Here is a 25370-nt window from a genome sequence, read left to right on the forward strand (position 1 = left end):
ATGGTCAGTTTCGGCACTCCGGAATACAAACGCATTACGCTATCTCTGGCACTCGGCTCGTTTTTGGTTTTCTCAAACCTTTATCTCCTCCAGCCGATGTTGCCAAGCTTTGCGGCGCACTTTCAGATCTCGGAAACGCAGGTCAACTGGCTATTCGCCGCCACCACACTGGCTCTCTCCTTTAGCTTGGTCCCAATGGCTGTGCTCTCTGAATCGATTGGGCGCAAACCCGTAATGATGTTTGGTCTGTTTTCGATCCCTGTTATCTCCGCATTAATGCTGCTTGGCGATTCGTTTTTGTTCTTAGTGGTTTGTCGCGCTTTGATCGGTGTTGCGCTTGCCGCGTTTGCAGCTGTTGCCGTTGCTTATATGGCGGAAGAGCTAGATAAACACGCATTTTCAATGGCGATCGGTACTTATATCGCAGCCAATTCATTGGGAGGGATCGCAGGGCGTATCAGCGGAGGTTTGTTGGCAGACAACTTCAGTATCGACGTCGCCATCGAAGTCATGATGCTATTCACCCTTATCGGCGTGGTTAGCGTACATTACTTGCTACCAAAACAGAAAAACTTTACCCCTTCGTCGAGCAGTTTAAGGCACCACAATAAAGCTATTATCGGACACTTCAAAAATCAACGTGTGTGGTTCGCCATGCTGATTGGCGGTTTGAACTTTGCGTTGTTCGTTAATCTTTATTCGGTAATGGGATTCCGCTTGGTCAGTGCGCCACATAATGTGCCTGTCGGGTTAGCTTCTCTCATATTTGTTTGCTACCTAGGTGGTACGTTTTCTTCCCGTTGTGCCGGACATTGGAGTAAACGCTTTTCACCGATACTTGGCATGTTTTTTAGGCTCTATCGTCAGTATGGCTGGCATGTGGATCGCAGTAATTGAAAGCATAGCTGCAATGTTGACAGGTTTGTTATTGATCAGCTTCGGCGCGTTCTTCACTCACACACTTGCTTACGGCTGGGTTGGACAAAACGCGACACAAGCAAAAGCGACGGCGACCGCATTGTATCTCGTGCATTACTACATTGGCGGCAGTTTAGGTGGATTCCTATTGCTCTATTGCTGGCAAAACGGCGGTTGGTCGAGTGTACTCATCGGCGGTAGCACACTGTACATCGCGATGTTCGCTGCTATCGCATTCTTAAAACACATCACAGAGCGAGCTGACGCCGGTGATAATGCAGACATAACGGCTTAACAAAGCGTTAAGCCCTATTGATTTTATGTTGTGGCGTTGGTCTGCTATGCTTGCGCCACATTCATAAAAGCAAGAAAGTCGTATGCCAACGCGCTCAACACAAGAATCATCAAACACCGATATCAATGCGATCACAGAGCAAGTCGATCAATGGCTCAATGATGTCGTGATCGGGTTAAATCTTTGCCCGTTCGCCGCTAAGCCACAGCGCAATAAACAAATCAAAATCTTCGTGAGTGAAGCCTCGCAAGAAGAAGCACTACTTGAAGACATTTTGCTGCAGCTGATCGAACTGAGCAATACCGAGCCAGAAAAACTGGAGACAACCTTGGTTGTGGTTCCAAACATGCTGCAAGATTTCTGGGATTACAACTTCTTCATTGATTGGGTTGAAGGCTTGATCAAACAGCAAGATTGGGAAGGCATTTTCCAAGTTGCCACCTTCCATCCTGATTACTGCTTTGGCGGTGCAGAACCAGAAGACGATGAAAACCTGACGAATCGCTCTCCATACCCAGTGTTTCATTTGATCCGTGAAGAGAGCATGGAAAAGGTACTTAAGCACTACCCTGATCCAGAGTCCATTCCAGATACTAACATCGCACGTGTCTCAGCGCTTTCAGAAGAAGAACGTAAGAAGCTCTTCCCTTACCTATTCCGTTAAAACTCACTCCCCAAGAGACAGAATTCTAACCAGTTGGAATGGGATCGCTTGGGGATTAAAGATCGGTTTGATATGATTGCGACTTCAATCGATTCAATGGACATTAGAATGCAACTGTCAAAGCTAACCCAAGAGATTTTTGATCACCTATACCGTGACATCACCGAGTTCCGTAGCACTTTCGACCTACCAGTGGCGGATGTTGCAAGCCTAGACGCACAAGCAGATACGCTACACACTTCTCTTGCGATCGAAGAGCTTACTGAACTAGCGGAAGCGGATTGCAAAACAGAGCAAGCAGACGCAATCATTGACAGCGTTTACGTTCTAATGGGCCGTCTAGTGCACCTTGGTGACAGCAAAGTTGAAGATAACCTAGCGATCAGCTACTTGATCGATCTACTGCTTAACGTAGCAGTGAACCGTGGTATCGACTTTATTCCTTGCTGGGACGAAGTGCACTCAAGCAACATGAGCAAAGTGTGTCGCAACGAACAAGAATACGCAGAAACAGAAGCGTTCTACGCTGAACAAGGCATCAAGCTGATGGCGGTTCAAAAAGGCGAATACATCATTGCGAAATGCGCAGAAGATTTTGTATCTGAAGGCAAAACGGTACGTAAAGGCAAGGTTCTAAAATCGGTTTACTACCGCCCTGCAGACCTTAAGCTACTTACACAGTAAGTCGTCGATTAGGCACTACAGATAAAATTCAGCGCCCACAATACTCGATATTGTGGGCGCTTTTTTATGTCCGCTCAGAGCCTCATTACTTAAAAGTTAAGCTTCATTGAATCTCTGGTCAATGAAGCTAAATCCATGCTTTTAACGCCACTAAACACCTGTTCAGTATTTATTGATATTTCTTAGGTCTATCTCTCTGATAACCTTATCTCAGTTAGCATATCGTGGATTACCTATGATTCATATATCTCAGGTGTTGTCGTTAGTCGAAAAACAGCTCAAAGAATTGCGGCCTAAAGAAGCGGTAGAGTTTAAGACTTACAAAAGAGATCGCGGTTTTCTAATTTACTGTCTAGCAGATAGCCAGTTCCAAGTTGTTGAAACGGGGTATCACAATCAAACGATGACAGGAGATTTGGTCAGTACGCGTAAACACGTTAAGAAAGCCCTACGACGAGAGCTTCCGAGAAGTAATAAAGTTTGGGTGGAGTACTTTCAGAGTGTCGATAACCCATTAGATATCAAGAAATCCCATTCACATCAGATGCCTCTGTTTTAGTCTTTCAACAAATAAACGCTTGGCATCTGGATGCTCTGTATTTCTTTAAGATACTAATCAAAAATTAAATACGGCCTTTCTTCTACTAAGACCTTCTTAACTTGAGTTTGGAACACCTCAGCTAATCCTTCTTCTGATAGCACTTCATCGGCGTTACCGGAAGAATGCAATACGCCGTTATTGAGCAGCAAGACTTTATCAGCGTGCTTAAGCGTTCGGTTTAGGTCGTGGTTTGCGACCAACACCCCGATGCCTTGCGCAGCAACGGCATTAATGAGCTGATATAACAGTCCTTCTTGGGCGATATCGAGTGGCGCTGCGGGTTCGTCCAAAATCAATAGCTGAGAATAAGGATTGATTGTACGCCAAACTTGCAAACACACCCCGGCTAGACGGACACGTTGCCATTCACCGCCGGATAATGTCTGAATGCTTCGATGAAGCTTGTCTTGCAATTGTACTAGCTCAATAACAATATTAACGGCATCTCGTACTTTCGCGTCGCTGATATTGGCACCCGTAGGCAATGAAAGTGCTAAGTATTGAAAGACATCAACATTGAATGCGGGCCTCGATTGCTGACACAGATACCCACGGATATATGCTTGTTCTGAGAGTGGCATTGCTAGCAAGTCGTTATTCTCGACTAGCACTTCCCCACTCACGCCTTCACGCTGAGTTAAGGTGCCAGATATCGCGCCAAGTAATGTGCTTTTCCCGGAGCCGTTTGGACCCACGACATGGACAACCTCACCCGGCTTACATTCAAAGGAGAGCGGTAGCAGTCGACTTCCCACTGCGATGTGCTTAACGTGCATCATGACTTTTCACCAGCATCCAAATGAAGATAGGTGCGCCGATAGAAGTGGTCATCACTCCCAGCGGCAGCTCTGCAGAATCAAGCAACAAACGCGCGCCGATATCCGCAAACACCAATAAGGCTGCGCCAGATATCGCAGAAAGAGGCAACAGGTAACGGTTTTCTGTACCAAACGCTAATCGAAGCAGATGCGGCACGACTAAGCCCACAAAGCTAATGATCCCACCCAACGCAACGGAACCACCAACAAGTACGGAGATTGCCAAAATGAGTTTCCAGCGCATCTGATGAACATCAATACCTAGTTGAGTGGCATGGATTTCCCCTAGCATCAACTTATCAAGCGGTTTGCCCTTGCAACATAGCCAAATTAGCACAGGTAGCATGACCAAAGTAACCGTGTGCTGATACCAACTTGCTCCACCAATGCTCCCCATTAGCCAATACATTAACTGACGCAGGCTCAAGTCATCGCTAAAGTAGAATGCCCACGTCACAATTGCGCTCGACAAAATACCCAGAGCTACACCGACGAGCAGCAACCGTGCGGTAGTAAGATGCATTGCCCTAGCGATACCAACCAAAATAACAGTAAACAACATCGAACCGGCAATGGCAGCCAACATAAAGATCATTGGAGAAGGCAAAACCGGCAAGGCAAACATGACTAGCACCATTGCCAAGCTCGCGCCACCGGAGATCCCGAGAACGCCGGGTTCGGCTAATACGTTGCCAAGCAGAACTTGTAAGGTAGCACCAGAGACCGCCAATGCTGCCCCGATAATGGCGGCAGAAACCAAACGTGGAAGGCGTAAATCCAACAAGAGTTTTTGTTCAAATGCAGAGAGAGACTGAAAAGGAGAAAGGAATACCTCTCCGACCATCAAGTGGATAGCAGAGAGCAGCACGAGAATCACTGACATGATCAAAAGATTGCGTTGCCAGCGTCGTTCCTTGTTCAGGATAAGTTGTTGAAAATCCATAGTAGCCGATAAATACAAACGAGGCTTAACCTTACAGTTAAGCCTCGGTAAATTGCAAATGTGTTCTTACGCTTTAGTCGCCGAAATTAAGGCGATATGGCATTAATCGTAGACTAACTCGCCATCTTCGTAGCGCGTTTTCACTTCACACACCATTAATGCTGCGCGTTGACCAATCGCGACGTGGCGGTTTGGGAAAACAACGGCTTCGTTATCGTTCTTCGCCATCAACGGTTTGTCACCATCGTGACCAAACACTTCGCCGTGAACGAATGAGGTGAAGTTCTCGACGTTGTCATCAAACATAAAGTCGAAATCTTCGTGCAAACGCACAATCGTACGACTAACACGGTACTTGATACATGGTTTAGACAAGTGCTCCGCTTTCGCCTCTGCAATTAGGTTACGCAGTGACAAATCGAACGCAGTGAGTTTGTCTAAGTCGTTTTCACCAATGCGAGCCACTCGACCAAGCTCCATCGTCAAAGCTTGAGCGCCGTAGTTCTCTGCACTGAACCAGCTGAATGTACTGGTTGGCGAGTTAGACAGTAGAACCGCTTCAATATGTGCACTGTCGAGAAAATCAATCAAGGCTTTGCTACGAACAGGATGACGCGTTTTCGGACTCACCGCAAAGGTGTAGTGCTTTGAATCACGGATCGCACAGTGCAAATCTAAGTGCCAGCGTGTTTCCGCTGCCGTATCTTGATAGAAATCTCTGACTAACAATTTAAGAGTATCAGCAATCGCGAGCTCTTTGGTCGGCTCGTGCTCTTTCTCATCAAACAGTCGGTTAAGGTTTTCTTCTAAAAATCGCGTGTGCGCCAGAGTCGATTCTGGGTGAGCGATAATGAATAAGCATCGAGCCTCGACTTTCTGGAAGCCAGATTCGATGTCTTTGATAATTGAATCCACCAGCTCCATCGGTGCGGTTTCATCCCCGTGGACACCACAAGAGATGATGACGTTCTTGGTTTCCTGAGTGTATTCGTCAGGAATCACTTCTAGCACACCACGCTGATAGAGTTTAAGTTTTACACCATTAGACAGCACCTGCTCCGCTGGCGCGACATCAATATGAACATCTAACGTGTCAGTTAAAAACGATTGGCGAAAGAGAGACTTCGTCATGCGTTACTCCTTAATAGCACGGCGGGTATGTTAATAAATTGTACAAAGGATTTTTGTTGTTGCGATCCCACTTATGAGTAGAAGCCGCCAAATTTATTTAAAATCCCATACCTTTTCGCGCCATGCACTCAAATCAAGCATTGAGGCGTTTATTTTTTAAACAATTACAAAGTGTTAGGGCTGTGAACTTTACCACAGCCCTAAAGAAGATCATTATGATTTGATCAACTTTTAGCGTTTATTCACCACGTTGTGCGAGTAAACGTTCAAATTCGTCTACTTTGTCACGAACTAGCTCCACACTCTGCTGCCAAAATTCGGGTTGCGTCAGATCCATTGAAAGATGCTTCTCGACAACCTCTTCAGCCATCATATTGCCAGTGTCGCGCAATAGATCTACGTAATCGTCGTAGAAACGCTCCCCTTTAGCATCACGTTGAGCGTAGATACCTTTACTGAACAAGAAGCCGAACAAATATGGGTAGTTGTAGAAGCTCACCCCAGAGATTGAGAAGTGCAGCTTGCTCGCCCAGAAATAAGGATCGGCTTCGCTCATCACATCGCCATACCAATCTTTCCACGTTTCTGACATCAACTCACAGAAGTCATCTGCTGTCAGTTCGCCCTCTTGGCGACGCTCGTAGAAGGCTTTTTCGAATTCGTAACGAACTGGAATATTGATCATCAGCGCTAACGCCGAAGAGAGCTCTTCCCACAGCATTTCGAGCTTATCATCCACACTTTCTGCTTTTGAAATCAGATGATCGCGAACGATGTTTTCAGCGAAAATTGAAGCTGTTTCTGCCAACGTCATCGGGTAGTAAGTTTGGCAAAGCGGCAAATCACGAATCACCCAGTTGTGGAAGGCATGACCAAGCTCGTGAGCAAGCGTCATCAGGTCTGAGCGGCTACCACTCCAAGTCATAAACACAAGCGGCGTACGCGTCGCCGGCAGCTTAGTACAGTATGCACCAAGGCGTTTGTTGGCATTAGGCGCGGCATCAATCCAGCCGTTTTGTACCATCATGCGGACAAACTCGGACATGTCTGGATTCACGGTTTCGAACGCTTCACAAATGACGTCGATTGCTTCATCAAATGGATAAACTTTCGCTTCGCCACTCAAAGCAGGCATCGCAGCAAGATGATTCCAAGGTTTCATCTCATCCAGGCCGTGTACCTTCGCCATCAACAAACCGGCTTTTTGACCAATTTCACGGCTGTCTTTAGCCACTTTCATCATGGCATCCAACGTTTCCGCTTTGATTCGGCTGCCATGCAAGCTTGGACCAAGGAAATGAACATCACGTTTGGTAGAACGCTTTTTGTTCTCTGTTAAACGCCAACCTGAAAGCGCGTTAAGGATAGAGGCAAAAGACTCTTGGTGTGTCGACATCGCCTTTTGAACACCACGCCACGCAGCTTCTTGGCGATCAAATTCAGAGCCATAAAGAATACTTGCCGCTTGGGAGAAGCCGAGTTCTTCGCTCTCGCTATCCGCATGTTCTAATTGAACTTTTAATGAACCTGTAAGGTTATTGTAAAGCTTGCCCCACGCCGATTTCCCATCCACGCTCATTGCGGCTAACAACTTTTCTTCTTCGGTGCTTAGGCGTGTGTCAGCCAGTTTGCGAGAGTTCAGGATTGAAAACGCCTGACCATTAATGTCTGGATTTTCATGATCCAAAACGCGAGTAATGAACTCTTCATCAGCGTGAGTCAATTTAAGCTCAAAGGCACTGTAAGCTTGAGAAAGCTCGGAGAAGATACGCGTCATACGACCTAGCAGTGCTTTCGCCTCTGCATTTGTCGCATCCACTGACGCGTAACAGTTAGCGAAGTTCGCAATCGTGCCAGCCAAACGGCTTGCCGCCTCGCTGGTTAAGATTGCGTTTTGCATCACTTCAACAGAGTTACAATCAGCAGACTGTTTATTGAGTAGGTCAATGCATTGCTCTACAAGGGCAATGTCATCTTGAATTCGTGGGTCAGCGAGATCGTTATAAACGATGGATAAATCCCAGCTAGGAGCGGTCATTTATGGTTCCTTTTGATGTAATCGAGCCAGCCCTTTTCTCTCTCAAGCTCGGTCGAGATCCAAGCGTTGGCTACTTCCGTGACTAATTTTCAAATAGTGGTACGCCTGTCGAACGAACTGAGGCGTAAATCTGATCATCGATGGTAATTGTTATATGTGTTACTGACGCATTTCCTATCGCTAATGTCGAATACCATCGCGGATTGCGCCAATCTACACCCAATACATGGGCAAGAATCATTCTAATTACGCCACCATGCGTGACAATTAGCAAGTTGTCATTGATATCGTTGATGATTTGAGACCAAGCACAAGTTACACGATGAGAGAAATCATCCAAGCTCTCGGCATTCGGTAAGGTGTGTTGTGCCGGTGCTTTCCAAAACGCGTCAAGCTTATTCCAGTGCTCAGAAAGCATGTCAAATGGGATGCCGTCGAAATCACCAAAATCCAACTCTTGAAGTTGTGGCTCCACAATCAAAGGCAAAAGTTGCTGCTCAGCAAGTATCTCAGCAAGGTCGTGACAACGTGACAAAGGAGAGCTGATGACCCCTTCGACTTCTCGCCCCATTTGTTGCCAGGCTTGAGCAATTTTGCGTTGATCTTCTTCATCGACTTTTAAATCGGCTTGTCCGTGTAAACCTGGGGCTGCGTTCACTTTCCCGTGTCGCAATAAATAGATATTCAGCGTTTTCATCTCTTCCCTTCCTGTGGTTTGAGCTCAAGTGGCAAGCCCGCAGCGACAAACGTGACTTGCTCACATACGGCCGCCAGTTTTTGATTCATCCGTCCCGCATTATCAACAAAGTAACGACTGACAGCGCCGAGCGGCACAATGCCCATCCCGACTTCGTTAGAGACAAAAATCAGCGTCGCTTCAGATTGTGCTATCGCATTCACCAACCGTTCAATTTGTTCCTCTAACCTCTCATTACAGCAGTCATCACCGAGTTCAAAGATCCTGTTGTTGAGCCAAAGCGTAAGGCAGTCAACCAACACGACATCTTGAGACGAAAACTCACAAATGAGCTCAGGCAAGTTAAGCGGACATTCATGTTCAATCCACCCAGCCCCTCGCTGCAGTTTATGATGAGCAATGCGTTGCCTCATTTCCTCATCAAAAGGCAATGCCGTCGCCACATAGTGAAGCGTTCCGTTTTTATTTTTTGCCCACTGTTGCGCCTTGCTCTCTGCTAAGCTCGATTTTCCTGAGCGCGCACCACCTAGAATAAGTTGCTTCATAATGAATGACTAAATGCGATAAGAGTGAGATAAACAAGCAACTCTGTAAGCTGCTGCGCGGCACCAAGGCAATCGCCAGTAAATCCGCCGATACGTTTGGTCAGCCAGCGTTTAAAGCCCACACGAAACAGTGCCAATACCAATACAACCACAGCAGCCTGAGTCACGCCAAATAACAACACGACAACCCCACCAGTTAAGAGCAGTATCGCGACCTCTAAGCTCGATTGTTTATTCGCTAACGGTTTGCTTTTCGAGGTATCCGCGTCACTAACGTAAGGCATGTCGTATATGAGAGTGGCAGCCAGTGCTCGGCTCACGGTGTACGCCACAACAATCATCAGCCCAAATTGAGGTTCATTGGCTAACTCGCTCCAAAATACAAACTTCGCTAGCAGCGCCATCACTAGCGTTGCCGCTCCGTACGTCCCGATGCGGCTGTCTTTCATGATGGTTAAGCGGCGCTCTAACGTCATACCACCGCCAATGCCATCCGCCATATCCGTTAAACCGTCTTCATGGAACGCGCCGGTAAGCAACAGGCTAAAAGCCATAGTTAACACGATGGCAACTGAGTTTGGGAACAATAAACTTGCCAGTGAAAACACAGCTGCGCACAGTAGCCCAAGCAACACACCGACCAAAGCAAAATATCGGCCTGCTTGGTTCATGCGCTTTTCACTGTAAGGTAAATCTGCGGGCACAGGTATACGGCTAAAAAAGCTAATTGCGAGCAAGAAAAGCTCACTCTGATAGCGCAAAGAACGAGTCTCTGAATGGAGTGTGTTATCAGAAGCAGACACTAAACTGTCACTCCCGCACTCTCAAAGCTCGCCATGTTGTTGTAAAACTGAGCCGCCGCTTTTACCAGTGGCAAAGCAAGTGCGGCTCCGGTCCCTTCACCCAAGCGCAACCCAAGATCCAAGAGAGGCTCCGCTTGTAGGCATTCCAGCACAAACTTGTGCCCATTCTCTTCTGAATTATGTGCAAACAGCATGTAATCTCGCGTCTCTTCATCTAATAGAGTCGCGACATAAGCGGCTACAGAGACGATAAATCCATCGACCAAGACTGGCGTTTTATGGTGTTTAACTTCTAAGAATGCGCCAACCATTTGTACGATTTCGAACCCACCAACTTGAGCCAACGCTCCTTTAGTATCAAGGTCACGACAGCGATTCACACCTTGTGCAACTAGCTTGATCTTGCGGTTGAGTTGCTCTTGAGTAATACCCGTACCATAGCCAACACAATGGTCGACTTCCAATGGACTCAGCGCAGTTAACAGTGCCGATGCCGAACTGGTATTGCCAATCCCCATCTCACCAAACATCAATAAGTTCGAGCCATTAAGGATCGCCTGCTGCGCGACCTTTGCACCATATTCCAAACCTAGCGCGACTTGTTCTAGTGACATCGCCGTTTGCTTAGCAAAATTTGCCGTGCCATTTCCCAGACGTTTCTCAATCAAGTTGGGATGATTTTTAAAGTCAGGAACTAAGGTATCGATCGGTGACAACATGCCACAATCAATGACCTTAAAGTCAATTTGGTTGAGATCGCAGAAACAGTTAATGGCGGCGCCACCAGCGAGAAAATTCGCCACCATTTGTTGAGTCACAGCGCTTGGCGCAATGCTCACCCCTTCTTCGGCGATACCGTGATCACCAGCGAATACCAACATGGTTGGTTTGCGAATTTCTATTATTTCAACCGCTTGAGGCTTATCTTGGCTTTGAATTAACGCCAGTTCTAGCGCCACTTTTTCGAGCAAACCAAGAGCGCCTACTGGTTTGGTTTTGTTATCAATGCGAGCTTGAATTTCTGAGGCAAAAGAGCGATCCATGATGATGATTCCTTATGCTTTATTTTGGACGAGCGACAGAAAAAGTTTTTTCTAACGTGGCGTACTCATTTCCACCAAGCCTTGCTAATGGGTCAACCGCAAGAGCGTCGACTTTTAAACGATCACCTTCCATGGATATGACCCGTTCATCGACATAAATGAGTTCAATTTCTGCAAAGATCAAACTTTGTGGTGTCTCCCCCATCTCTATCACTTCATGCAACTTACAGCCGAATGCAATTGGCGCGCCCTCTAAGCGTGGTAATTCGAAACCTTGGAAATCAACCGTCTCAAGTTGAGTCGTCTCCAGTTCAGATTCCCCATGTTCTAATGTGGCAGAAGATAAAGTGACTTTATCCGCGAGATCGCTGGGTGCAATATGGATAACCAACTTACCTGTCTCTAATGCATTTCGCGTGGTGTCTTTGATGTCACCATTGGGCTTTTTCCCCACAGAAATCATCAATAAAGGTGGGGGGCTGGAGACTGCAGTAAAGTAGGAGAATGGAGCGAGATTGAAGTTTTTCTCACCTGAGTCTGTGAGCACCCAAGCGATTGGGCGAGGAATGACAGTTTGAGTCATCAAATGGTACACCTGCGTTGGCGCAAGCGTACTGAGATCTATGTTCATACGACGTCCTTGGTCTGAAAAGTCTCGAATGAGCCAATGGCTCGTTTTTTAAAGACAACAAGTGTACGCCTCTTGTGTGCAATTTCACCTAATTTTCTCTTTTTGACTGGCATTGTTGTCATTTTGACTGTCATATTGATAAAAATGTTATTTCAACAAGCTTGTTCCACTAAGGAAAGCATTCAACTTAAACCAACTCAGTCTCAGTCATTTATTTTTCAGCGCTCTAATTGATAACGTCCGATGGTCAAAATCAGTCTAACCAAACAACTTAAGGTATTGATAAATAAAAATTATCCAATAGATCACCCAACAAAAAATAGGCGTAAATGAAGCGAGAGCTGATTGCCTCATCGTCTGTATTTTGAAAGTTGGCACGTGTGATGCTTTAAAGAAATCGTCCCTAACAAAAAAGCGAGAAATTATGTTTGCCAATCAATGTCGTCGCCCCGCTAAGAGAGGCAAGCCTAACCCAACCCGCCAACCTCGGCGATCCATACCCTTATCATTCTCCTAATAAAAAAGACCCGTTTGTCCCGCGGGTCTTTTTATTTGCCTCGTTCGAAGAGGGAGCAAACGGGTCGTGCGTCAAACATTGAGAGCATGCCTAATGCTTGGCTGAACAGTTAAGCTACAATAGCCTAAGCAACTGTTCTCTATGAGGAAGAATACAATGAGTAACGATTCAAATACATGTGTCATTATCGCTGGCGCAACAGGGTTGGTTGGTAGAGAAGTCATCCATCAACTGATCTCGCAGCCTAGCATCGAAACTCTGTATTCCCTTTCTCGACGAGCCCTCACTGACATTGCCGACCCTGATAATAAAATCATCCCACTTCTCGATGCCGAACTCACCATTCATGACTGGTACGAACAACAACCGACCCCTCGTGTTGGTTTCATTTGTCTTGGTACAACATTGAAGCAAGCCGGCAGTAAAGACGGTTTAAGGAAAATCGATGTTGAGTTGGTGTGTAAAGTGGCTCAGCAAATGAAGCTGATTGGCGTAAAACGACTTGCAGTCGTATCGAGTTTGGGTGCAAAAGCCTCTTCATCATCCCACTATCTTGCTTGCAAAGGCCACATGGAAAAAAATATTGAAAAGATGGGCTTTGAAGAAGTGGTGTTCGCAAGACCAGGGCCTCTGGTCGGGCAACGAGAAAATCCTCGTACAGATGAGAAGGTTGTTCAGACTCTTTCTAAAGTAATTCGTCCGCTTATGCTGGGAAAACTGGCTAATTTTGTGCCTATTCAAGCTCAAGACGTCGCCAAAGCGATGATTTACCAAGTTTTCAGCTATCAACAAGACCCTATCGTTAATTTGCACCGGAGAGAAATGCTCGACCTCATAAAGCACTACGATTAGAAACCTGGTTGGAATTCGCTCTAAATCAATGATTAACGAGAAGTGCGTCGCGTATTTATATTCATTTTAGATCTATCTAATACCTGTTTTTCATTTTTAAAGTTATATCCCGAGCGTTATCTTACGCCATCAGTTTATAGCTCTATATAAAAAAAGTCAGCATTTAGCGCTGATTGATAAGGTCAAATTATGAATTTCTCAGTGGTTGCCTCTCTGGCGGTGTTTGTCGCCATACTATTCTTACTTTTTAGCCAGCAACAAAAACAGAACACCCTATCTCGTCTTGTTCTGGTAGGCCTGGTTACCGGTTCACTTTTCGGTCTTGCTCTACAACTGATTCATGGTGAGGGCAGCGCTGTGATTGCTCAAACGCTTGAGTGGGTTGGCATCGTTGGCAGTGGTTATGTTGGCCTGTTGAAGATGGTGATAATGCCATTAGTACTTGTCTCTATGATTGCTGCGGTAGTCAAATTGGAGAAAGGCGGCTCACTGGGCAAAATATCTGGCCTAACGATTTCTGTTTTATTAGTAACTACCGCGATTGCTGCACTTATCGGTATTGTTGTCACCTCAACGTTTGGCTTGTCAGTAGAGGGCTTGACCGAGGGTGCGCGCGAAACCGCTCGTATTGCTGTATTAGAGAGCCGAGCAGGCAGTGTGAGTGACCTGACTATTCCCCAAATGCTAATTAGCTTTATTCCAACCAACCCATTCGCTGACCTAACGGGGTCACGCTCGACCTCTATCATTGCTGTGGTTATTTTTGGTGTTTTGGTAGGTATCGCCGCACGAAAAGTCATGGCAGAAAAAGAAGAATTGGAATCTCCTATTCGTACTTTCGTTGAAGCCGCTCAGTCTATCGTGATGCGTTTAGTTAAGATGATCATGGCATTAACGCCTTACGGTATCGCGGCATTAATGGCAAAAGTGGTCGCAACCTCAAGTGCTGGTGACATCTTTAACTTGTTGGGTTTCATCGTAGCATCGTACGTTGCTATTTTGCTTATGTTCCTTGTACACGGACTGCTAGTGTCTTTCGTTGGTGTGAGCCCAACAGAGTACTTTAAGAAGATTTGGCCAGTACTAACTTTCGCATTTACATCACGCAGTTCAGCGGCAACGATTCCACTGAACGTGGAAGCGCAAATCACTAAGCTTAATGTGCCACCTGCAATTGCTAACCTCTCGGCATCGTTTGGCGCAACAATAGGTCAGAATGGTTGTGCTGGTATCTACCCTGCGATGTTAGCCGTGATGGTTGCCCCGACAGTAGGCATTGACCCTTTGGAAATTAACTTCATTCTGTCATTGATTGCGATTATCACCATCAGCTCATTTGGCATTGCCGGTGTCGGCGGCGGCGCAACGTTTGCTGCACTTATCGTACTCCCTGCAATGGGATTGCCAGTAACGATTGCCGCGTTACTTATCTCTATCGAACCACTAATTGATATGGCGCGTACTGCACTTAATGTTTCTGGTGCGATGACAGCAGGTACGATTACTAGTCGACTATTGAAGTCTTCTGAAAAAGAGACACGATTGGAAGAACAAAAAGCGTAGATCACTCACCGTTTCAACCACTCAAATAATCAAGCCGATGGTTTTCCCGTCGGCTTTTTTGGTTTTCAGGCTCGCTAAAATAAAACCATGGCGAATCTCCCCAACCTCTTTCAAAGACTTACTAGAGTCTAAATAAGATTTACGGCAAATAGGTTTGTTAGCAACATTTGTTATGATATAACATTTCAACAAACTAAAGCCGCATACGAATAACATCGGAGGTTATATCATGACTTCAACTTTAACCGAGTCCATTACAACTGAAGCCTTGGGAAACACACACAAAACTGCATGTTTCAGTGCACGGAAAGAACCGACGGTGTTGGCAGACATTTATCAAGAAGACATAAATATCGCGATTTGGCAGCGTCAATTTGATCAACAACTTATTGATGCAAGCAAAGCGTTTGTTACATCAAACCCCAACTTTGGTAAATCCTTAAGCGTATCTCCAGAAAACGCCTTAGAAGCGTTGCAATTCGCAACTGATGGAAACGCGCCAGAAGTGCTACTAAGAAATATTGCTGAGTTGGTTGATATGTTCTGTTATCTGTTTGAACTAAAAGATGCAGGATTACGCCTCGCAACGCTCAATAGCGCAATGTGTCCCCGCTTTCACGTTGACCAAGTACCTTGCCGATTGGTTACGAGCTATTTTGGTAGCGGCACGCAATGGCTTCAAAATAGTACTGTCGATCGCTCTAAGTTGGGGCGCGGGAGTAACGGATTGCCAGATTCAGAGTCGGGCTTATATGACGTAGAGTCTGATATACAGCAACTTGCTTGTGGTGATGTTGCCCTTCTTAAGGGTGGGCGCTGGATAGGTAATGAGCATACGGGCTTGGTACACCGCTCACCGAACATTATGTCTAACGAAACCCGATTATTAATGACACTGGATTTTGGTTAGGAAAATACACAGCACTCGATATGCGCTCAAATAGCGCCAGTTATTTCAATAAAGAAATGCCTTACTGCTTACACGCTAACCAGACATAAATTATCGAGCTGATGCTTATACGACCTCTTTTTCATTTTCACAACTTCACCTTGCATCTTTCGTTGCGAGTCAAGGCGTTGAATGGTCTAATACTCCCATCGGTTCCGTAAACGGTAAGCAGAATGCACCAAGATAATCAGCCCACTTTTTTCTTCTTTGACTACGAGACTTGGGGTACAAGTCCAGCCAAAGATCGTCCGAGCCAATTCGCTGGTGTTCGTACAGATGAAAACTTCAATATCATCGGCGAACCATTAGTCATGTATTGCCGACCACCTGCTGATTACCTCCCTTCTCCCGAAGCAGCTTTGATTACCGGTATCACGCCGCAAAAAGCAATGCAAGAAGGCTTACCTGAGCCTGAGTTTATCGCTAAGATCCATGCAGAGCTTTCGAAGCCAAAGACAACTAGCCTTGGATATAACAGTATTCGTTTCGATGATGAAGTGACACGTTACACCTGTTACCGTAACTTTATCGACCCTTACGCATGGAGCTGGCAAAACGGCAACTCACGTTGGGATTTGTTGGACGTAATGCGCGCATGTCATGCGCTTCGGCCAGAAGGCGTGGAATGGCCAGAAAATGATGAAGGCTTTACCAGCTTTAAATTGGAACACTTGTCGGTAGCCAACGGTATCGAGCACAGTAACGCCCATGATGCGATGGCCGACGTCATTGCGACCATCGAAATGGCGAAGAAAGTCAAAGCGGCACAACCGAAGCTGTTTGATTACTTTTTCTCTATGCGTAACAAACGCAAACTGAACGACCTTGTTGATATCGTCAACATGACACCGTTAATGCACGTTTCTGGCATGTTAGGGCGTGAATGCCAGTATACAAGCTGGATCGTACCTGTCGCTTGGCATCCAACAAACAACAACGCCGTTATCACGATTGACTTGGCAAAAGATCCTCAGCCGATCCTCGACCTTTCGGCAGAAGAGCTAAAAGAACGCTTGTACACCAAACGCGATGAATTAGGAGACTTGCTTCCTGTTCCTGTCAAACTGGTGCATTTGAATAAGTGCCCTATTCTTGCTCCCGCAAAGACTTTGACAGCCGAAAACGCAGAGTTGATTGGTATTGATCGCCAAAAATGCTTAAGCAATCTTGCTTTACTTCGTCAGCATCCAGAGATCCGAGACAAACTTATTAGTCTATTCTCTATTGAGCGTGAATTCGAAAAGAGCGATGACGTTGATACGCAGCTGTACGATGGATTTTTCTCCCCAGCCGATCGAGCAGCAATGGATATCATCCGAGAAACGGATCCAAACAACCTCGCAGCTCTTGATATCGAATTCGACGATAAACGAATTAAACCACTGTTGTTCCGTTACCGTGCCCGTCACTACGCTGGCACACTGGATGAACAAGAACAAAGACGTTGGGCACAACACTGTCGTGAAGTTTTCGAAAGCCAAATTGAAGAGTACATGCTGAATTTAGAAAACTTAGTTCACGAACATGAAAGTGACGAAAAGAAGATAGCACTATTAAAATCTGTCTATCGTTACGTAGAGAGCCTAGCCTCCTAATTTCTTACCTTGTTCAAACGCACCTTCGGGTGTGTTTGTTGTTTTATATGCTGTCAAAATGATTAAAGACCGATTACTACAGCTGATCCATTTGCTTATTTCCCTCGCACTTATTATGGGAGCACTTGGTATCGGCAACACAATTCAAAAATTCGCTGGCATCTCCGTTCCCGGAAGTGTTCTTGGCATGCTTGTGCTGTTTTTCTCTATGACCCTTGGCTTAGTTAAAGTTGAATGGGTAAAGCCAGGAGCAACGCTTTTTATTCGTTACATGATCTTATTGTTCGTCCCAATCAGTGTTGGTTTGATGCAACACTTTGATATGTTGTTGGCAAACGCGCTCCCTATTATTGCGAGTGCAGTTGGCGGCTCACTGATTGTACTGGTCAGTTTGGCATGGTTCTTAGATTACTTGCTAAAGGAGAAGCATTAATATGTGGTTAATTGTCACTATTGTTGTTTTCCTCGCAGCACGTCAAATCGCCATTAAGGTCAATAATCCTATCGCGAATCCGCTACTGATCAGTATTGCTGTGTTAATTCCATTGCTTACCTTTTTGAAGGTACCGTTCGAGACTTACTATGCCGATAACGAGTACATCAGTTTCTTACTCCAACCCGCTGTTGTTGCGCTAGCGTATCCGCTCTATGAGCAACTGCCTCAAATCAAAGCCAATTGGCGCATTATCGCGCTGGCTTGTTCTTTAGGCAGCGTGATGTCTATGCTAACAACGACACTGATTGCCGTTGCATTCAAAGCAGATATTAGCCTCATTGCGAGTTTAGTGGGTAAATCGGTAACAACGCCTATCGCAATGGAGATCTCTAGCCACTTAGGTGGTGAAGCCGCTGTTGCCGCCATTCTTGTGCTTATTGTTGGCTTATTCGGTGCGATTTTGGCGTATCCAATCTTCAATCTTATCGGCATCAAACACCCTATTGCGCGCGGATTAACAATGGGTACTGTTTCCCACGCGCTTGGTACGGCAACTTGCGCAGAGAAACAACCCGGTGATGCTGCCTTTTCATCACTCGCACTCGTGTTGTGCGGTATTATCACATCGATACTTGCGCCAAGCTTCTTTGCTTTAGCCGTTTGGTTATACCAATAAAGATAAATGCCAAAGCCTGCTCTTTCTTGACGTAAATAGACTGAGCAGGCTTTAACTCCTTTCCAAAAAATTCGCAGTATGAATCTGAGTTGATATAGTTATTTATGGGATAGAGATAACGTTAAGCCTCTGTGCAATCGAATACATGTGTGAGCTCACTCTAACTATGTAACGTAAATTATCATTACAGACATTAACGTGATCTAAAGCACAGAACATTTCCATCTTTCGCATAGAATAACTGTCCATGCAATAACAAGGATTCGACATGAAAAGTCGCATTGAACAGGCGCTAGCAAGCGCTCCTGAAGCACTTTCAACACATCTTGCTCCTATCGTTCTCGCTGACGATTTTGATGCCACTATTTCTGAGCAACAGTTTGATGAGCTGCTGAACGCTACCAACCTTTCAGACAAAGAGCTTCGTGTTGCTCTACTTCCTTTTGCCGCAGCGTTTTCTTACGCTCCGATTTCTGAGTTTTATGTAGGTGCGATTGTTCGCGGCCTAACAGGTCGTCTTTATTTTGGCGCGAACATGGAGTTTTTCGGCGTTCAACTGGGTCAAACCGTTCATGCTGAGCAGTGCGCGATTAGCCACGCTTGGATGAAAGGCGAACATGGCGTAAAAGACATTACCATCAACTACAGCCCTTGTGGTCACTGCCGTCAGTTCATGAATGAACTAAGCACCGCGAAAGAACTGAAGATCCAATTACCAGAACGTGAAGAAAAGTCACTTCATCACTACCTTCCTGAAGCGTTTGGTCCAGCGGATCTAGGCATTGAGTCAGGTCTTATGGCTGAGGTGAAGCACGAGTTTGTTTGTGATGAAGACGATGCTTTAATCCAAAAAGCCGTCAATGCGATGAACATCAGCCACGCGCCATACACTAACAACTTAAGCGGTATTGCGCTTGAGATGAACAGCGGTCGCGTATTCCAAGGCGCGTATGCAGAGAATGCAGCGTTCAACCCTAGCCTTCCTCCACTTCAAGTTGCTCTGATTCAGATCTTGATGTCGGGTGAGCAGTTTGAAGACATCAAAGCAGCAGCCTTAGTTGAAAACTCACAAGGCAAGATCAGTCACCTAGCTGATACTCAATCAACGCTAGAAGCACTAAATCCTGATATTCCAGTGAGTTTTGTGAACGTTTAATTCATACGATGCTTAAGAGATAGGCTCTACTTGAAGTAGGGCCTTTTTTATTATCAAAAACCATGCGCAAACGTTTGCTTCATCCGTAAAAATCAGTATGATCCTCTGCAATTTCTGTTTCATCACTTTATTTTGTAAGGGAACACTATGTTCGGTACTGCTACTAGCACTCATGCTACCCGTGTATTACTTTTGGGCTCTGGCGAGCTTGGTAAAGAAGTGGCAATTGAATGTCAACGTCTTGGTTTGGAAGTAATCGCATGCGACCGTTATGCCGATGCTCCAGCGATGCAAGTGGCGCATCGTAGCTACGTCATCGACATGCTTGATGGTCAGGCACTGGAAGAGATCATCAACAAAGAGCAACCTGCTTACGTGGTTCCTGAAATTGAAGCTATCGCGACCGACAAATTAGTCGAATTAGAAGAAAAAGGCTTGAATGTTGTTCCTACAGCGAAAGCAACTAAGTTAACAATGAACCGTGAAGGCATTCGCCGTCTTGCTGCTGAAGAGTTGGCGCTAAACACTTCCCCTTATCAGTTTGCTGATAGCTTTGAGGACTTTAAAGCGGCAGTAGAACATGTTGGTATCCCATGTGTTGTGAAGCCAGTGATGAGCTCTTCAGGTAAAGGTCAAAGCGTTATCAAATCAGAAGAAGATGTTCAAACCGCGTGGGATTATGCACAAGAAGGTGGGCGTACAGGTGCTGGACGTGTGATTGTTGAAGGTTTTATTGACTTCGATTATGAAATCACACTGTTAACCGTGCGCGCAGCTGACGGAGTGCATTTCTGTGCTCCGATCGGGCATCGCCAAGAAGATGGTGATTACCGTGAATCATGGCAGCCACAAGCAATGTCAGACAACGCCATCAAAGCGGCTGAATACACAGCAGAGAAAGTCGTTAATGCACTAGGTGGCTACGGCATCTTTGGTGTAGAGCTATTTGTTAAAGGCGATAAGGTTATTTTTAATGAAGTTTCCCCTCGCCCACACGACACTGGCATGGTAACCATGATTTCTCAAGAAATGTCTGAATTTGCACTTCATGTTCGCGCGTTTACTGGTATGCCGATTAACAGCATCGTTCAGTATGGTCCTTCAGCATCAGCAGTCATTCTTGGGCAAGGCACCTCCACCGATATCCGCTTTGATAATATTGCAAAAGCGCTGGCTCAACCACAAACACAAGTTCGCTTGTTTGGTAAGCCAGAAATCGACGGTCGCCGTCGCTTAGGTGTCGTTTTAACTCGCCGTAAAACGATTGAAGATTCGATTGAAGATGCAGTGAACAGCGCATCTAAAGTACAGATCGTTTACTGATTTCGTTAATCAGCTCAATATGTACAAAAGCGCAGCTCAATTTGGCTGCGCTTTTTCTTTCTGTGGGTTCGAAAGCCCTTTATTCGCTCTCTATTAAGTACACTTCTTCAGAGAAGCGACTTAGACCTTTCTTCGCAATTTTCGGATGGTTTTCGTCGGCTTGGTCGACATTTAAACAAGTTACCTTATAACCCGTAAACAACTGTTCAATCTCTTCGACTGGCACGCTAAATGGAGGTCCTGACATCTCATCCTGTGGGTAGTTAAGAGTCACAAGTAAAATACGTCCGCCAGGGTTCAACAGTTGCTTAAGACGAACTACGTATTCTTCTCGCATCTCTTGAGGCAATGCAACCAAGGCTGCACGATCATAAATGATATCGGCTTTAGAAACTGGCGCAGTAAAAAAGTCACCTGTATAAATGGACAGCTCGTCGAACTGATACAGCTCATGCATGCCGTTAATCGACGTAACGGTCGGGGTATAGAAATGCTCAGCAAAAAATGCTCTTACCGCAATTTGGCTTAGCTCAACACCTTGAACCTCGTCATGTTTCGTCGCAAGCCAAATTAGGTCTTCAGACTTACCACACAGAGGAGCCAACACTATGTCTTCACGTTTTGGGTTGGTGCGTTGCCAAAATACTGGCAATAGTGGGTTTACATCATCTAGGTGAAAACCGATTTGGTTACTCGCCCATTTGTTGTGCCAAAATTCTTGATCTCTCATTTTACTTCTACTTGTCGGCTGATAAATACAATGAGCATTAACGCTACTTTGTGGGCTAAGACTAATGATTTTTTCAAATTTGTCTATGTTGTTCATCTTTGGTTAATACAGCATTGGTAGAATAGCTATCGTTCAAGAATGAACCCTTCCTTTTTCTGGTTGTCAGAATAAAGGCAAGCGAAATGGTGATCTGGAACACGATTCTACTATTAGGTTAAAACTCAGCCTTGGAATCTTTCACAGAGCCCCCATTAAATAGGTAGTACCTGATTTGCGAATCTTAGTGACCTTTTCGTTACCCATTTTCTAAGTGCAAGCAAGTTAAGGAGAGTGAATGAGCTTATTTCTACGTACTACAGCATTGATGCTTCTAGTACTAAGCCGTGCGCCGGCGTTCGCCGCACTTCCAAATGTCACAAATAACGAACAAGATCGTTCAGCTAGTCAAAACGAAGTTTGTTCAAAATTGTTCAAACATAGCCTTAGTGGTTTGTATGGTATTCAGTCAATCGACTCCAAACCAACTCAGCCTTATTCAGATTTCGACGTACTTTACAGCAAAGCTCACCAAGCGCAGTTCGAGCTAGAGACTATCTGTAAAAGTACTGCCCTTCTTACTGATGCTCAGCCTTACTTTGCTGGCGTTAAATCTCAGCACCGTGCCGAAGAGAAAATTGTTCACGAATTGGACGGTCAAGTAAACCGAATCACTGACTTAGCACGTGCAACCATTGTTGCTGACGATGTAGCAAGCTTGGTTTCGGTATACGAAGCGTTAGAGCGTGAAACAACGATAGTTAAAGTGAAAAACCGCTTTAAAAAACCAACAGCTTCCGGTTATCGAGACCTAAACCTCTTAGTTCGTTTGCCTAAGACCAACCTCGTTGCCGAAGTACAGCTGCATTTAAAAGCTATTGCGGATGTAAAAAACGGTCCAGAACACGACTTATATGAACAAATTCAGAAATTAGAGCGTCAAGCTCTAGTGGAGGATCGCCATTTGAATGACTTAGAAATGGCATCAATTAGAAACATGCGTACGCAATCTAAAAACTTGTATCAAGAGGCATGGCATCCATACCTAACGACACACTTAGAAGCGGCATAATTGACATAAACTGATGTACTTAATACTAAAAAACCACCGAAATTGCGGTGGTTTTTTATTTGTTCTTTAGTAAATACCGAAACCTACAGACAAAAAGACCACGACAAAGCGTGGTCTCAATCCATGTTACATGGCTTACTGGTCTGCCTTTAAGTTCTCTACGCGAGCTTTCAACTTCTGACCCGGGCGGAACGTAACGACACGTCGAGCAGTAATTGGAATATCTTCACCAGTTTTCGGGTTACGACCAGGTCGTTCGTTCTTATCACGAAGATCGAAGTTACCAAAACCTGACAGTTTTACCTGTTCGCCACTTTCCAGTGCCTTACGAATCTCTTCAAAGAACACTTCCACCGTTTCCTTGGCGTCCCGTTTACTAAATCCCAATTTATCAAACAGGTTTTCTGCAAGTTCGGCTTTTGTGAGCGCCATAAAACTTTCCTCAAAGCTATGTTAAACAATGCTACCTTATGTGTAGCGCCAGAGCAGTTTTACCCTACCAATTCAACAACATATCGGGGTTACATCAGGAAGTGTATGCCAAGCTTATGATTTTCGCCAACTTTTTTCTTTGCTAATATATCGTTCACTGGAAGAGGAAGCTACTTTACCCACCAATATTTCGAGATTTTACTTTAATTCTCTCTTTTCAAGGAAAAATATCCAGTTCAAATTACTAGTTTGAAAACAAAAAACAACATTAATCACTATTTAACAAAAATGTCAGATACTGGTCAATTTACAAACAATTGACAAAAAACTTTCCAATTTTTCAGTGGTTTGAGTGATGAGCAATATAGATCTGACCAGTACCATTCAAGTTACTTTTAATGCAGATACTGCTGATTTTTCCATAAAAAGAAAGCTTGAACGGTGCCAATATTCTGATGAGATAACAATGACGACATAGAGAAACGTTGGTACTGTTTGCAAATAAATAACTCCCGTTCAGAGCGCCCAATGTTTCACCAAGTCATCAGTATTCTGTTCCCTGTTTTTGCTTTAGCTTGTGCGGGTTATTTAGTCGGACGTTATATCAAACCAGATTTTCGGCCGATCAATCGCATCAACATGGATGTGTTTACTCCTGCATTGGTCTTTTCGTCTTTGGTCAGCATGCCTCTTGATATTGGGCAAGCCCCCCTCCTACTGGCCGCAATTATTGCTGTTATCGTCCCTGGATTACTCATGCTACCCATAGCCAAGTTAACAGGACTCTCTTTCAAAGCGTGGGCACCACCACATATGTTTAGAAATAGCGGAAACCTTGCAATTCCGTTGTTCACCTATACTTTTGGAGAGCTAGCTCTCCCTTCTGCAGTATTGTTGTTTGTGGTTTCTGCCTGTTTACATATCAGTTTGGGCGTGATGCTTCTAAGTAGTGGCAACCCATTGAAGCAAATGTTTAAAATGCCTATTTTTATCTCTGCTTCTTTAGCACTCATTATCAACCTTTCTGGATTCAACGTTTGGCCACCATTTTACGAAGCGACCGCTTTACTTGGACAAGCCGCTGTCCCTGTCATGCTGCTTTCTCTGGGTGCTCAGATGTGTAACTTAAGACTTGGTGGTTTGAGAGTAGGGTTGCTTTGTACAGTGCAGTCGTTGTTAACTGGTGCGGTCGCGTTTGCGGTAATTTATTGGCTTATCCCACTTCCAACCATGCAATTGCAAATGATGGTGCTATTTACAATGTTGCCACCAGCAGTGATGAATTATCTTTTTGCTGAACGATTGAACATAGAGCCGATGACCGTCGCCTCTATGGTGCTATTTGGTAACTTCTTTAGCATTCTCACGCTACCATTACTGTTAATGTTTACGCTTTCATTGACATAAAGGCATCAAAGCTCGCGGACCACACAGCGATTAACAATGTTACACTGCACTAAATAACTCAATAGAATGTCAGGCTATTTCATAATCGTGCGTACCGTTATCCAAATTAGTGATTGCCACTTAAGCGATGAATCCAGCTTTAACCGCCTTCGCAAAGCCCTTAATACGGCTCAAAATGAAAACACCTGCGACACTCTCCTACTGACAGGAGACCTATGCTGCAACCCTAGGGCTAGCGACTATCAAGCTTTGCTTGCGTTCTTAAATAAACATATCCAAAACAAACACGTTTATGCCATTGCAGGTAACCATGATGACTTCATCCTAATGAAAGAAGAATTTCGTGATAGCAGCATTCATGTTGTTGAAAAAGCGGAAATTCATGGGCGACAAGTATTGTTTTTAGATTCGAGCGCTAAACCATTAGATGAACACCATCCTCTTGGCTCTGGCCGAGTTGATAACCGTGGAGTTGCCCGCTTTAAACGGCAGCTTCGCCATGCAACCAACCCGATTGTCGTTGTCCACCATCCCATTATTCCTGTCGGCTCAGACTGGATGAAAGCGATTTGTTTGGAGAACGATGCAAGCTTACTTGCGCTTTTGGCTAAGCATCGAGTTCAAGATGTAATTTGCGGGCATGGTCATGATGCACTAACGGTGACGAAGCAAGGTGTGACTCAACATATGGCCCCCGCCACCGCTTACGGCTTTGACCACAGTATTGACGAATACAACCGAAGTGAAAAGATTGGTGTGAATAAGATTTTCTTTGAAGATGAGAGGATCAAAGTGGAGACAATTTGGCTCTAGCT

At 45.1% G+C, this 25370-nt stretch carries 25 protein-coding genes and 1 pseudogene; 15 read left to right on the forward strand and 11 right to left on the reverse strand.

Annotation, left to right across the window (positions count from 1 at the left end; genetic code table 11):
* From C1S73_RS03200 to C1S73_RS03215, 4 genes and pseudogenes are all read left to right on the forward strand, one after another.
* Window positions 1–1213, forward strand: a pseudogene (locus tag C1S73_RS03200) (MFS transporter).
* A gap of 82 nt (window positions 1214–1295) precedes the next feature.
* On the forward strand, window positions 1296–1877 hold the full coding sequence (locus C1S73_RS03205; RefSeq protein WP_005427978.1) for a DUF1415 domain-containing protein: 582 nt from the start codon (window positions 1296–1298) through the stop codon (window positions 1875–1877).
* A gap of 108 nt (window positions 1878–1985) precedes the next feature.
* Window positions 1986–2561, forward strand: coding sequence for a nucleoside triphosphate pyrophosphohydrolase family protein (locus C1S73_RS03210; RefSeq protein ID WP_038868615.1), 576 nt, complete (start codon window positions 1986–1988; stop codon window positions 2559–2561).
* A 235-nt stretch (window positions 2562–2796) separates the two neighbouring features.
* On the forward strand, window positions 2797–3120 hold the full coding sequence (locus tag C1S73_RS03215; protein WP_038868616.1) for a hypothetical protein: 324 nt from the start codon (window positions 2797–2799) through the stop codon (window positions 3118–3120).
* Between the two features lie 53 nt (window positions 3121–3173).
* On the opposite strand, the gene btuD is transcribed toward C1S73_RS03215, so the two are convergent.
* The 9 genes from btuD to C1S73_RS03260 form a co-directional block, all read right to left on the reverse strand.
* Window positions 3174–3941 carry a vitamin B12 ABC transporter ATP-binding protein BtuD gene (gene btuD / locus C1S73_RS03220; RefSeq protein WP_081634766.1) on the reverse strand — a complete coding sequence of 256 codons (768 nt, stop codon included), beginning with the start codon at window positions 3939–3941 and terminating at the stop codon, window positions 3174–3176.
* A complete protein-coding gene (btuC, locus tag C1S73_RS03225; protein WP_020197786.1) occupies window positions 3928–4923 on the reverse strand; it encodes a vitamin B12 ABC transporter permease BtuC in 996 nt (331 codons plus the stop codon). The genes btuD and btuC overlap by 14 nt, the downstream gene beginning before the upstream one ends.
* A gap of 102 nt (window positions 4924–5025) precedes the next feature.
* Window positions 5026–6054, reverse strand: coding sequence for a succinylglutamate desuccinylase (locus tag C1S73_RS03230; protein WP_005439838.1), 1029 nt, complete (start codon window positions 6052–6054; stop codon window positions 5026–5028).
* 238 nt (window positions 6055–6292) lie between these two features.
* Window positions 6293–8092 (reverse strand): M3 family oligoendopeptidase, encoded by a 1800-nt coding sequence (locus C1S73_RS03235; RefSeq protein WP_038868617.1) that lies wholly within the window; start codon window positions 8090–8092, stop codon window positions 6293–6295.
* An 82-nt stretch (window positions 8093–8174) separates the two neighbouring features.
* Window positions 8175–8789 carry an alpha-ribazole phosphatase gene (gene cobC / locus C1S73_RS03240; RefSeq protein ID WP_038868618.1) on the reverse strand — a complete coding sequence of 205 codons (615 nt, stop codon included), beginning with the start codon at window positions 8787–8789 and terminating at the stop codon, window positions 8175–8177.
* A complete protein-coding gene (gene cobU, locus C1S73_RS03245; protein ID WP_038868619.1) occupies window positions 8786–9334 on the reverse strand; it encodes a bifunctional adenosylcobinamide kinase/adenosylcobinamide-phosphate guanylyltransferase in 549 nt (182 codons plus the stop codon). The genes cobC and cobU overlap by 4 nt, the downstream gene beginning before the upstream one ends.
* Entirely contained in the window at window positions 9331–10137 is an 807-nt protein-coding gene (locus C1S73_RS03250) for an adenosylcobinamide-GDP ribazoletransferase (protein ID WP_050566690.1), read from the reverse strand. Before C1S73_RS03250 ends, cobU begins: the two co-directional genes overlap by 4 nt.
* Window positions 10137–11180 (reverse strand): nicotinate-nucleotide--dimethylbenzimidazole phosphoribosyltransferase, encoded by a 1044-nt coding sequence (cobT, locus tag C1S73_RS03255; protein WP_081634767.1) that lies wholly within the window; start codon window positions 11178–11180, stop codon window positions 10137–10139. Before cobT ends, C1S73_RS03250 begins: the two co-directional genes overlap by 1 nt.
* Before the next feature lie 19 nt (window positions 11181–11199).
* The gene (locus C1S73_RS03260) at window positions 11200–11811 is read right to left on the reverse strand and encodes a flavin reductase family protein (protein ID WP_038868622.1); all 612 of its coding nucleotides are present in this window, start codon (window positions 11809–11811) and stop codon (window positions 11200–11202) included.
* Between the two features lie 673 nt (window positions 11812–12484).
* Between C1S73_RS03260 and C1S73_RS03265 the strand changes: the two genes are divergently transcribed.
* The 8 genes from C1S73_RS03265 to purT all read left to right on the forward strand — a co-directional run bounded on the left by C1S73_RS03265 (window position 12485) and on the right by purT (window position 20878).
* A complete protein-coding gene (locus C1S73_RS03265; RefSeq protein WP_038868623.1) occupies window positions 12485–13180 on the forward strand; it encodes an NAD(P)H-binding protein in 696 nt (231 codons plus the stop codon).
* A 189-nt stretch (window positions 13181–13369) separates the two neighbouring features.
* On the forward strand, window positions 13370–14743 hold the full coding sequence (locus C1S73_RS03270) for an L-cystine transporter (protein WP_038868624.1): 1374 nt from the start codon (window positions 13370–13372) through the stop codon (window positions 14741–14743).
* A 229-nt stretch (window positions 14744–14972) separates the two neighbouring features.
* Window positions 14973–15653, forward strand: coding sequence for a DUF1826 domain-containing protein (locus C1S73_RS03275; RefSeq protein WP_038868625.1), 681 nt, complete (start codon window positions 14973–14975; stop codon window positions 15651–15653).
* A gap of 212 nt (window positions 15654–15865) precedes the next feature.
* Entirely contained in the window at window positions 15866–17287 is a 1422-nt protein-coding gene (gene sbcB, locus C1S73_RS03280; protein WP_038868626.1) for an exodeoxyribonuclease I, read from the forward strand.
* A gap of 58 nt (window positions 17288–17345) precedes the next feature.
* Entirely contained in the window at window positions 17346–17720 is a 375-nt protein-coding gene (locus tag C1S73_RS03285) for a CidA/LrgA family protein (RefSeq protein WP_038868628.1), read from the forward strand.
* 1 nt (window position 17721) lies between these two features.
* Entirely contained in the window at window positions 17722–18399 is a 678-nt protein-coding gene (locus C1S73_RS03290; RefSeq protein WP_038868629.1) for an LrgB family protein, read from the forward strand.
* Window positions 18400–18667: 268 nt separating this feature from the next.
* Entirely contained in the window at window positions 18668–19555 is an 888-nt protein-coding gene (gene cdd, locus C1S73_RS03295; protein WP_038868630.1) for a cytidine deaminase, read from the forward strand.
* A gap of 147 nt (window positions 19556–19702) precedes the next feature.
* Window positions 19703–20878: a formate-dependent phosphoribosylglycinamide formyltransferase gene (gene purT, locus C1S73_RS03300; protein WP_038868631.1), complete on the forward strand. Its 1176-nt coding sequence runs from the start codon at window positions 19703–19705 to the stop codon at window positions 20876–20878.
* 79 nt (window positions 20879–20957) lie between these two features.
* Here purT and C1S73_RS03305 read toward each other — a convergent pair whose 3' ends face one another.
* A complete protein-coding gene (locus C1S73_RS03305) occupies window positions 20958–21608 on the reverse strand; it encodes a thiopurine S-methyltransferase (RefSeq protein ID WP_038868632.1) in 651 nt (216 codons plus the stop codon).
* A gap of 334 nt (window positions 21609–21942) precedes the next feature.
* On the opposite strand from C1S73_RS03305, the gene C1S73_RS03310 reads away from it, so the two are divergent.
* Window positions 21943–22716 carry a RelA/SpoT domain-containing protein gene (locus tag C1S73_RS03310; protein WP_038868633.1) on the forward strand — a complete coding sequence of 258 codons (774 nt, stop codon included), beginning with the start codon at window positions 21943–21945 and terminating at the stop codon, window positions 22714–22716.
* A 135-nt stretch (window positions 22717–22851) separates the two neighbouring features.
* On the opposite strand, the gene ihfA is transcribed toward C1S73_RS03310, so the two are convergent.
* Window positions 22852–23148, reverse strand: a complete 297-nt coding sequence (gene ihfA, locus C1S73_RS03315) for an integration host factor subunit alpha (RefSeq protein ID WP_005427969.1) — start codon at window positions 23146–23148, stop codon at window positions 22852–22854.
* Window positions 23149–23676: 528 nt separating this feature from the next.
* Between ihfA and C1S73_RS03320 the strand changes: the two genes are divergently transcribed.
* Window positions 23677–24555, forward strand: coding sequence for an AEC family transporter (locus C1S73_RS03320; RefSeq protein WP_038868634.1), 879 nt, complete (start codon window positions 23677–23679; stop codon window positions 24553–24555).
* 87 nt (window positions 24556–24642) lie between these two features.
* Window positions 24643–25368 (forward strand): metallophosphoesterase family protein, encoded by a 726-nt coding sequence (locus C1S73_RS03325; RefSeq protein ID WP_038868747.1) that lies wholly within the window; start codon window positions 24643–24645, stop codon window positions 25366–25368.
* Window positions 25369–25370: the final 2 nt, after the last annotated feature.

This window comes from Vibrio jasicida 090810c (genome assembly GCF_002887615.1).
GTDB classification, from domain to species: Bacteria; Pseudomonadota; Gammaproteobacteria; order Enterobacterales; family Vibrionaceae; genus Vibrio; species Vibrio jasicida.

Bases quoted from the DNA above. Each gene is read 5' to 3' on its own strand.
- C1S73_RS03285 (WP_038868628.1), top strand. From the start codon at position 17,346: ATGATTAAAGACCGATTACTACAGCTGATCCATTTGCTTATTTCCCTC.
- C1S73_RS03215 (WP_038868616.1), top strand. From the start codon at position 2,797: ATGATTCATATATCTCAGGTGTTGTCGTTAGTCGAAAAACAGCTCAAA.
- C1S73_RS03275 (WP_038868625.1), top strand. From the start codon at position 14,973: ATGACTTCAACTTTAACCGAGTCCATTACAACTGAAGCCTTGGGAAAC.
- C1S73_RS03260 (WP_038868622.1), bottom strand. From the start codon at position 11,811: ATGAACATAGATCTCAGTACGCTTGCGCCAACGCAGGTGTACCATTTG.
- sbcB (WP_038868626.1), top strand. From the start codon at position 15,866: ATGCACCAAGATAATCAGCCCACTTTTTTCTTCTTTGACTACGAGACT.
- C1S73_RS03305 (WP_038868632.1), bottom strand. From the start codon at position 21,608: ATGAGAGATCAAGAATTTTGGCACAACAAATGGGCGAGTAACCAAATC.
- cobC (WP_038868618.1), bottom strand. From the start codon at position 8,789: ATGAAAACGCTGAATATCTATTTATTGCGACACGGGAAAGTGAACGCA.
- ihfA (WP_005427969.1), bottom strand. From the start codon at position 23,148: ATGGCGCTCACAAAAGCCGAACTTGCAGAAAACCTGTTTGATAAATTG.
- C1S73_RS03230 (WP_005439838.1), bottom strand. From the start codon at position 6,054: ATGACGAAGTCTCTCTTTCGCCAATCGTTTTTAACTGACACGTTAGAT.
- btuC (WP_020197786.1), bottom strand. From the start codon at position 4,923: ATGGATTTTCAACAACTTATCCTGAACAAGGAACGACGCTGGCAACGC.
- C1S73_RS03320 (WP_038868634.1), top strand. From the start codon at position 23,677: ATGTTTCACCAAGTCATCAGTATTCTGTTCCCTGTTTTTGCTTTAGCT.
- btuD (WP_081634766.1), bottom strand. From the start codon at position 3,941: ATGATGCACGTTAAGCACATCGCAGTGGGAAGTCGACTGCTACCGCTC.
- purT (WP_038868631.1), top strand. From the start codon at position 19,703: ATGTTCGGTACTGCTACTAGCACTCATGCTACCCGTGTATTACTTTTG.
- C1S73_RS03205 (WP_005427978.1), top strand. From the start codon at position 1,296: ATGCCAACGCGCTCAACACAAGAATCATCAAACACCGATATCAATGCG.
- cobT (WP_081634767.1), bottom strand. From the start codon at position 11,180: ATGGATCGCTCTTTTGCCTCAGAAATTCAAGCTCGCATTGATAACAAA.
- C1S73_RS03210 (WP_038868615.1), top strand. From the start codon at position 1,986: ATGCAACTGTCAAAGCTAACCCAAGAGATTTTTGATCACCTATACCGT.
- C1S73_RS03270 (WP_038868624.1), top strand. From the start codon at position 13,370: ATGAATTTCTCAGTGGTTGCCTCTCTGGCGGTGTTTGTCGCCATACTA.
- cdd (WP_038868630.1), top strand. From the start codon at position 18,668: ATGAAAAGTCGCATTGAACAGGCGCTAGCAAGCGCTCCTGAAGCACTT.
- C1S73_RS03290 (WP_038868629.1), top strand. From the start codon at position 17,722: ATGTGGTTAATTGTCACTATTGTTGTTTTCCTCGCAGCACGTCAAATC.
- C1S73_RS03265 (WP_038868623.1), top strand. From the start codon at position 12,485: ATGAGTAACGATTCAAATACATGTGTCATTATCGCTGGCGCAACAGGG.
- C1S73_RS03235 (WP_038868617.1), bottom strand. From the start codon at position 8,092: ATGACCGCTCCTAGCTGGGATTTATCCATCGTTTATAACGATCTCGCT.
- C1S73_RS03310 (WP_038868633.1), top strand. From the start codon at position 21,943: ATGAGCTTATTTCTACGTACTACAGCATTGATGCTTCTAGTACTAAGC.
- cobU (WP_038868619.1), bottom strand. From the start codon at position 9,334: ATGAAGCAACTTATTCTAGGTGGTGCGCGCTCAGGAAAATCGAGCTTA.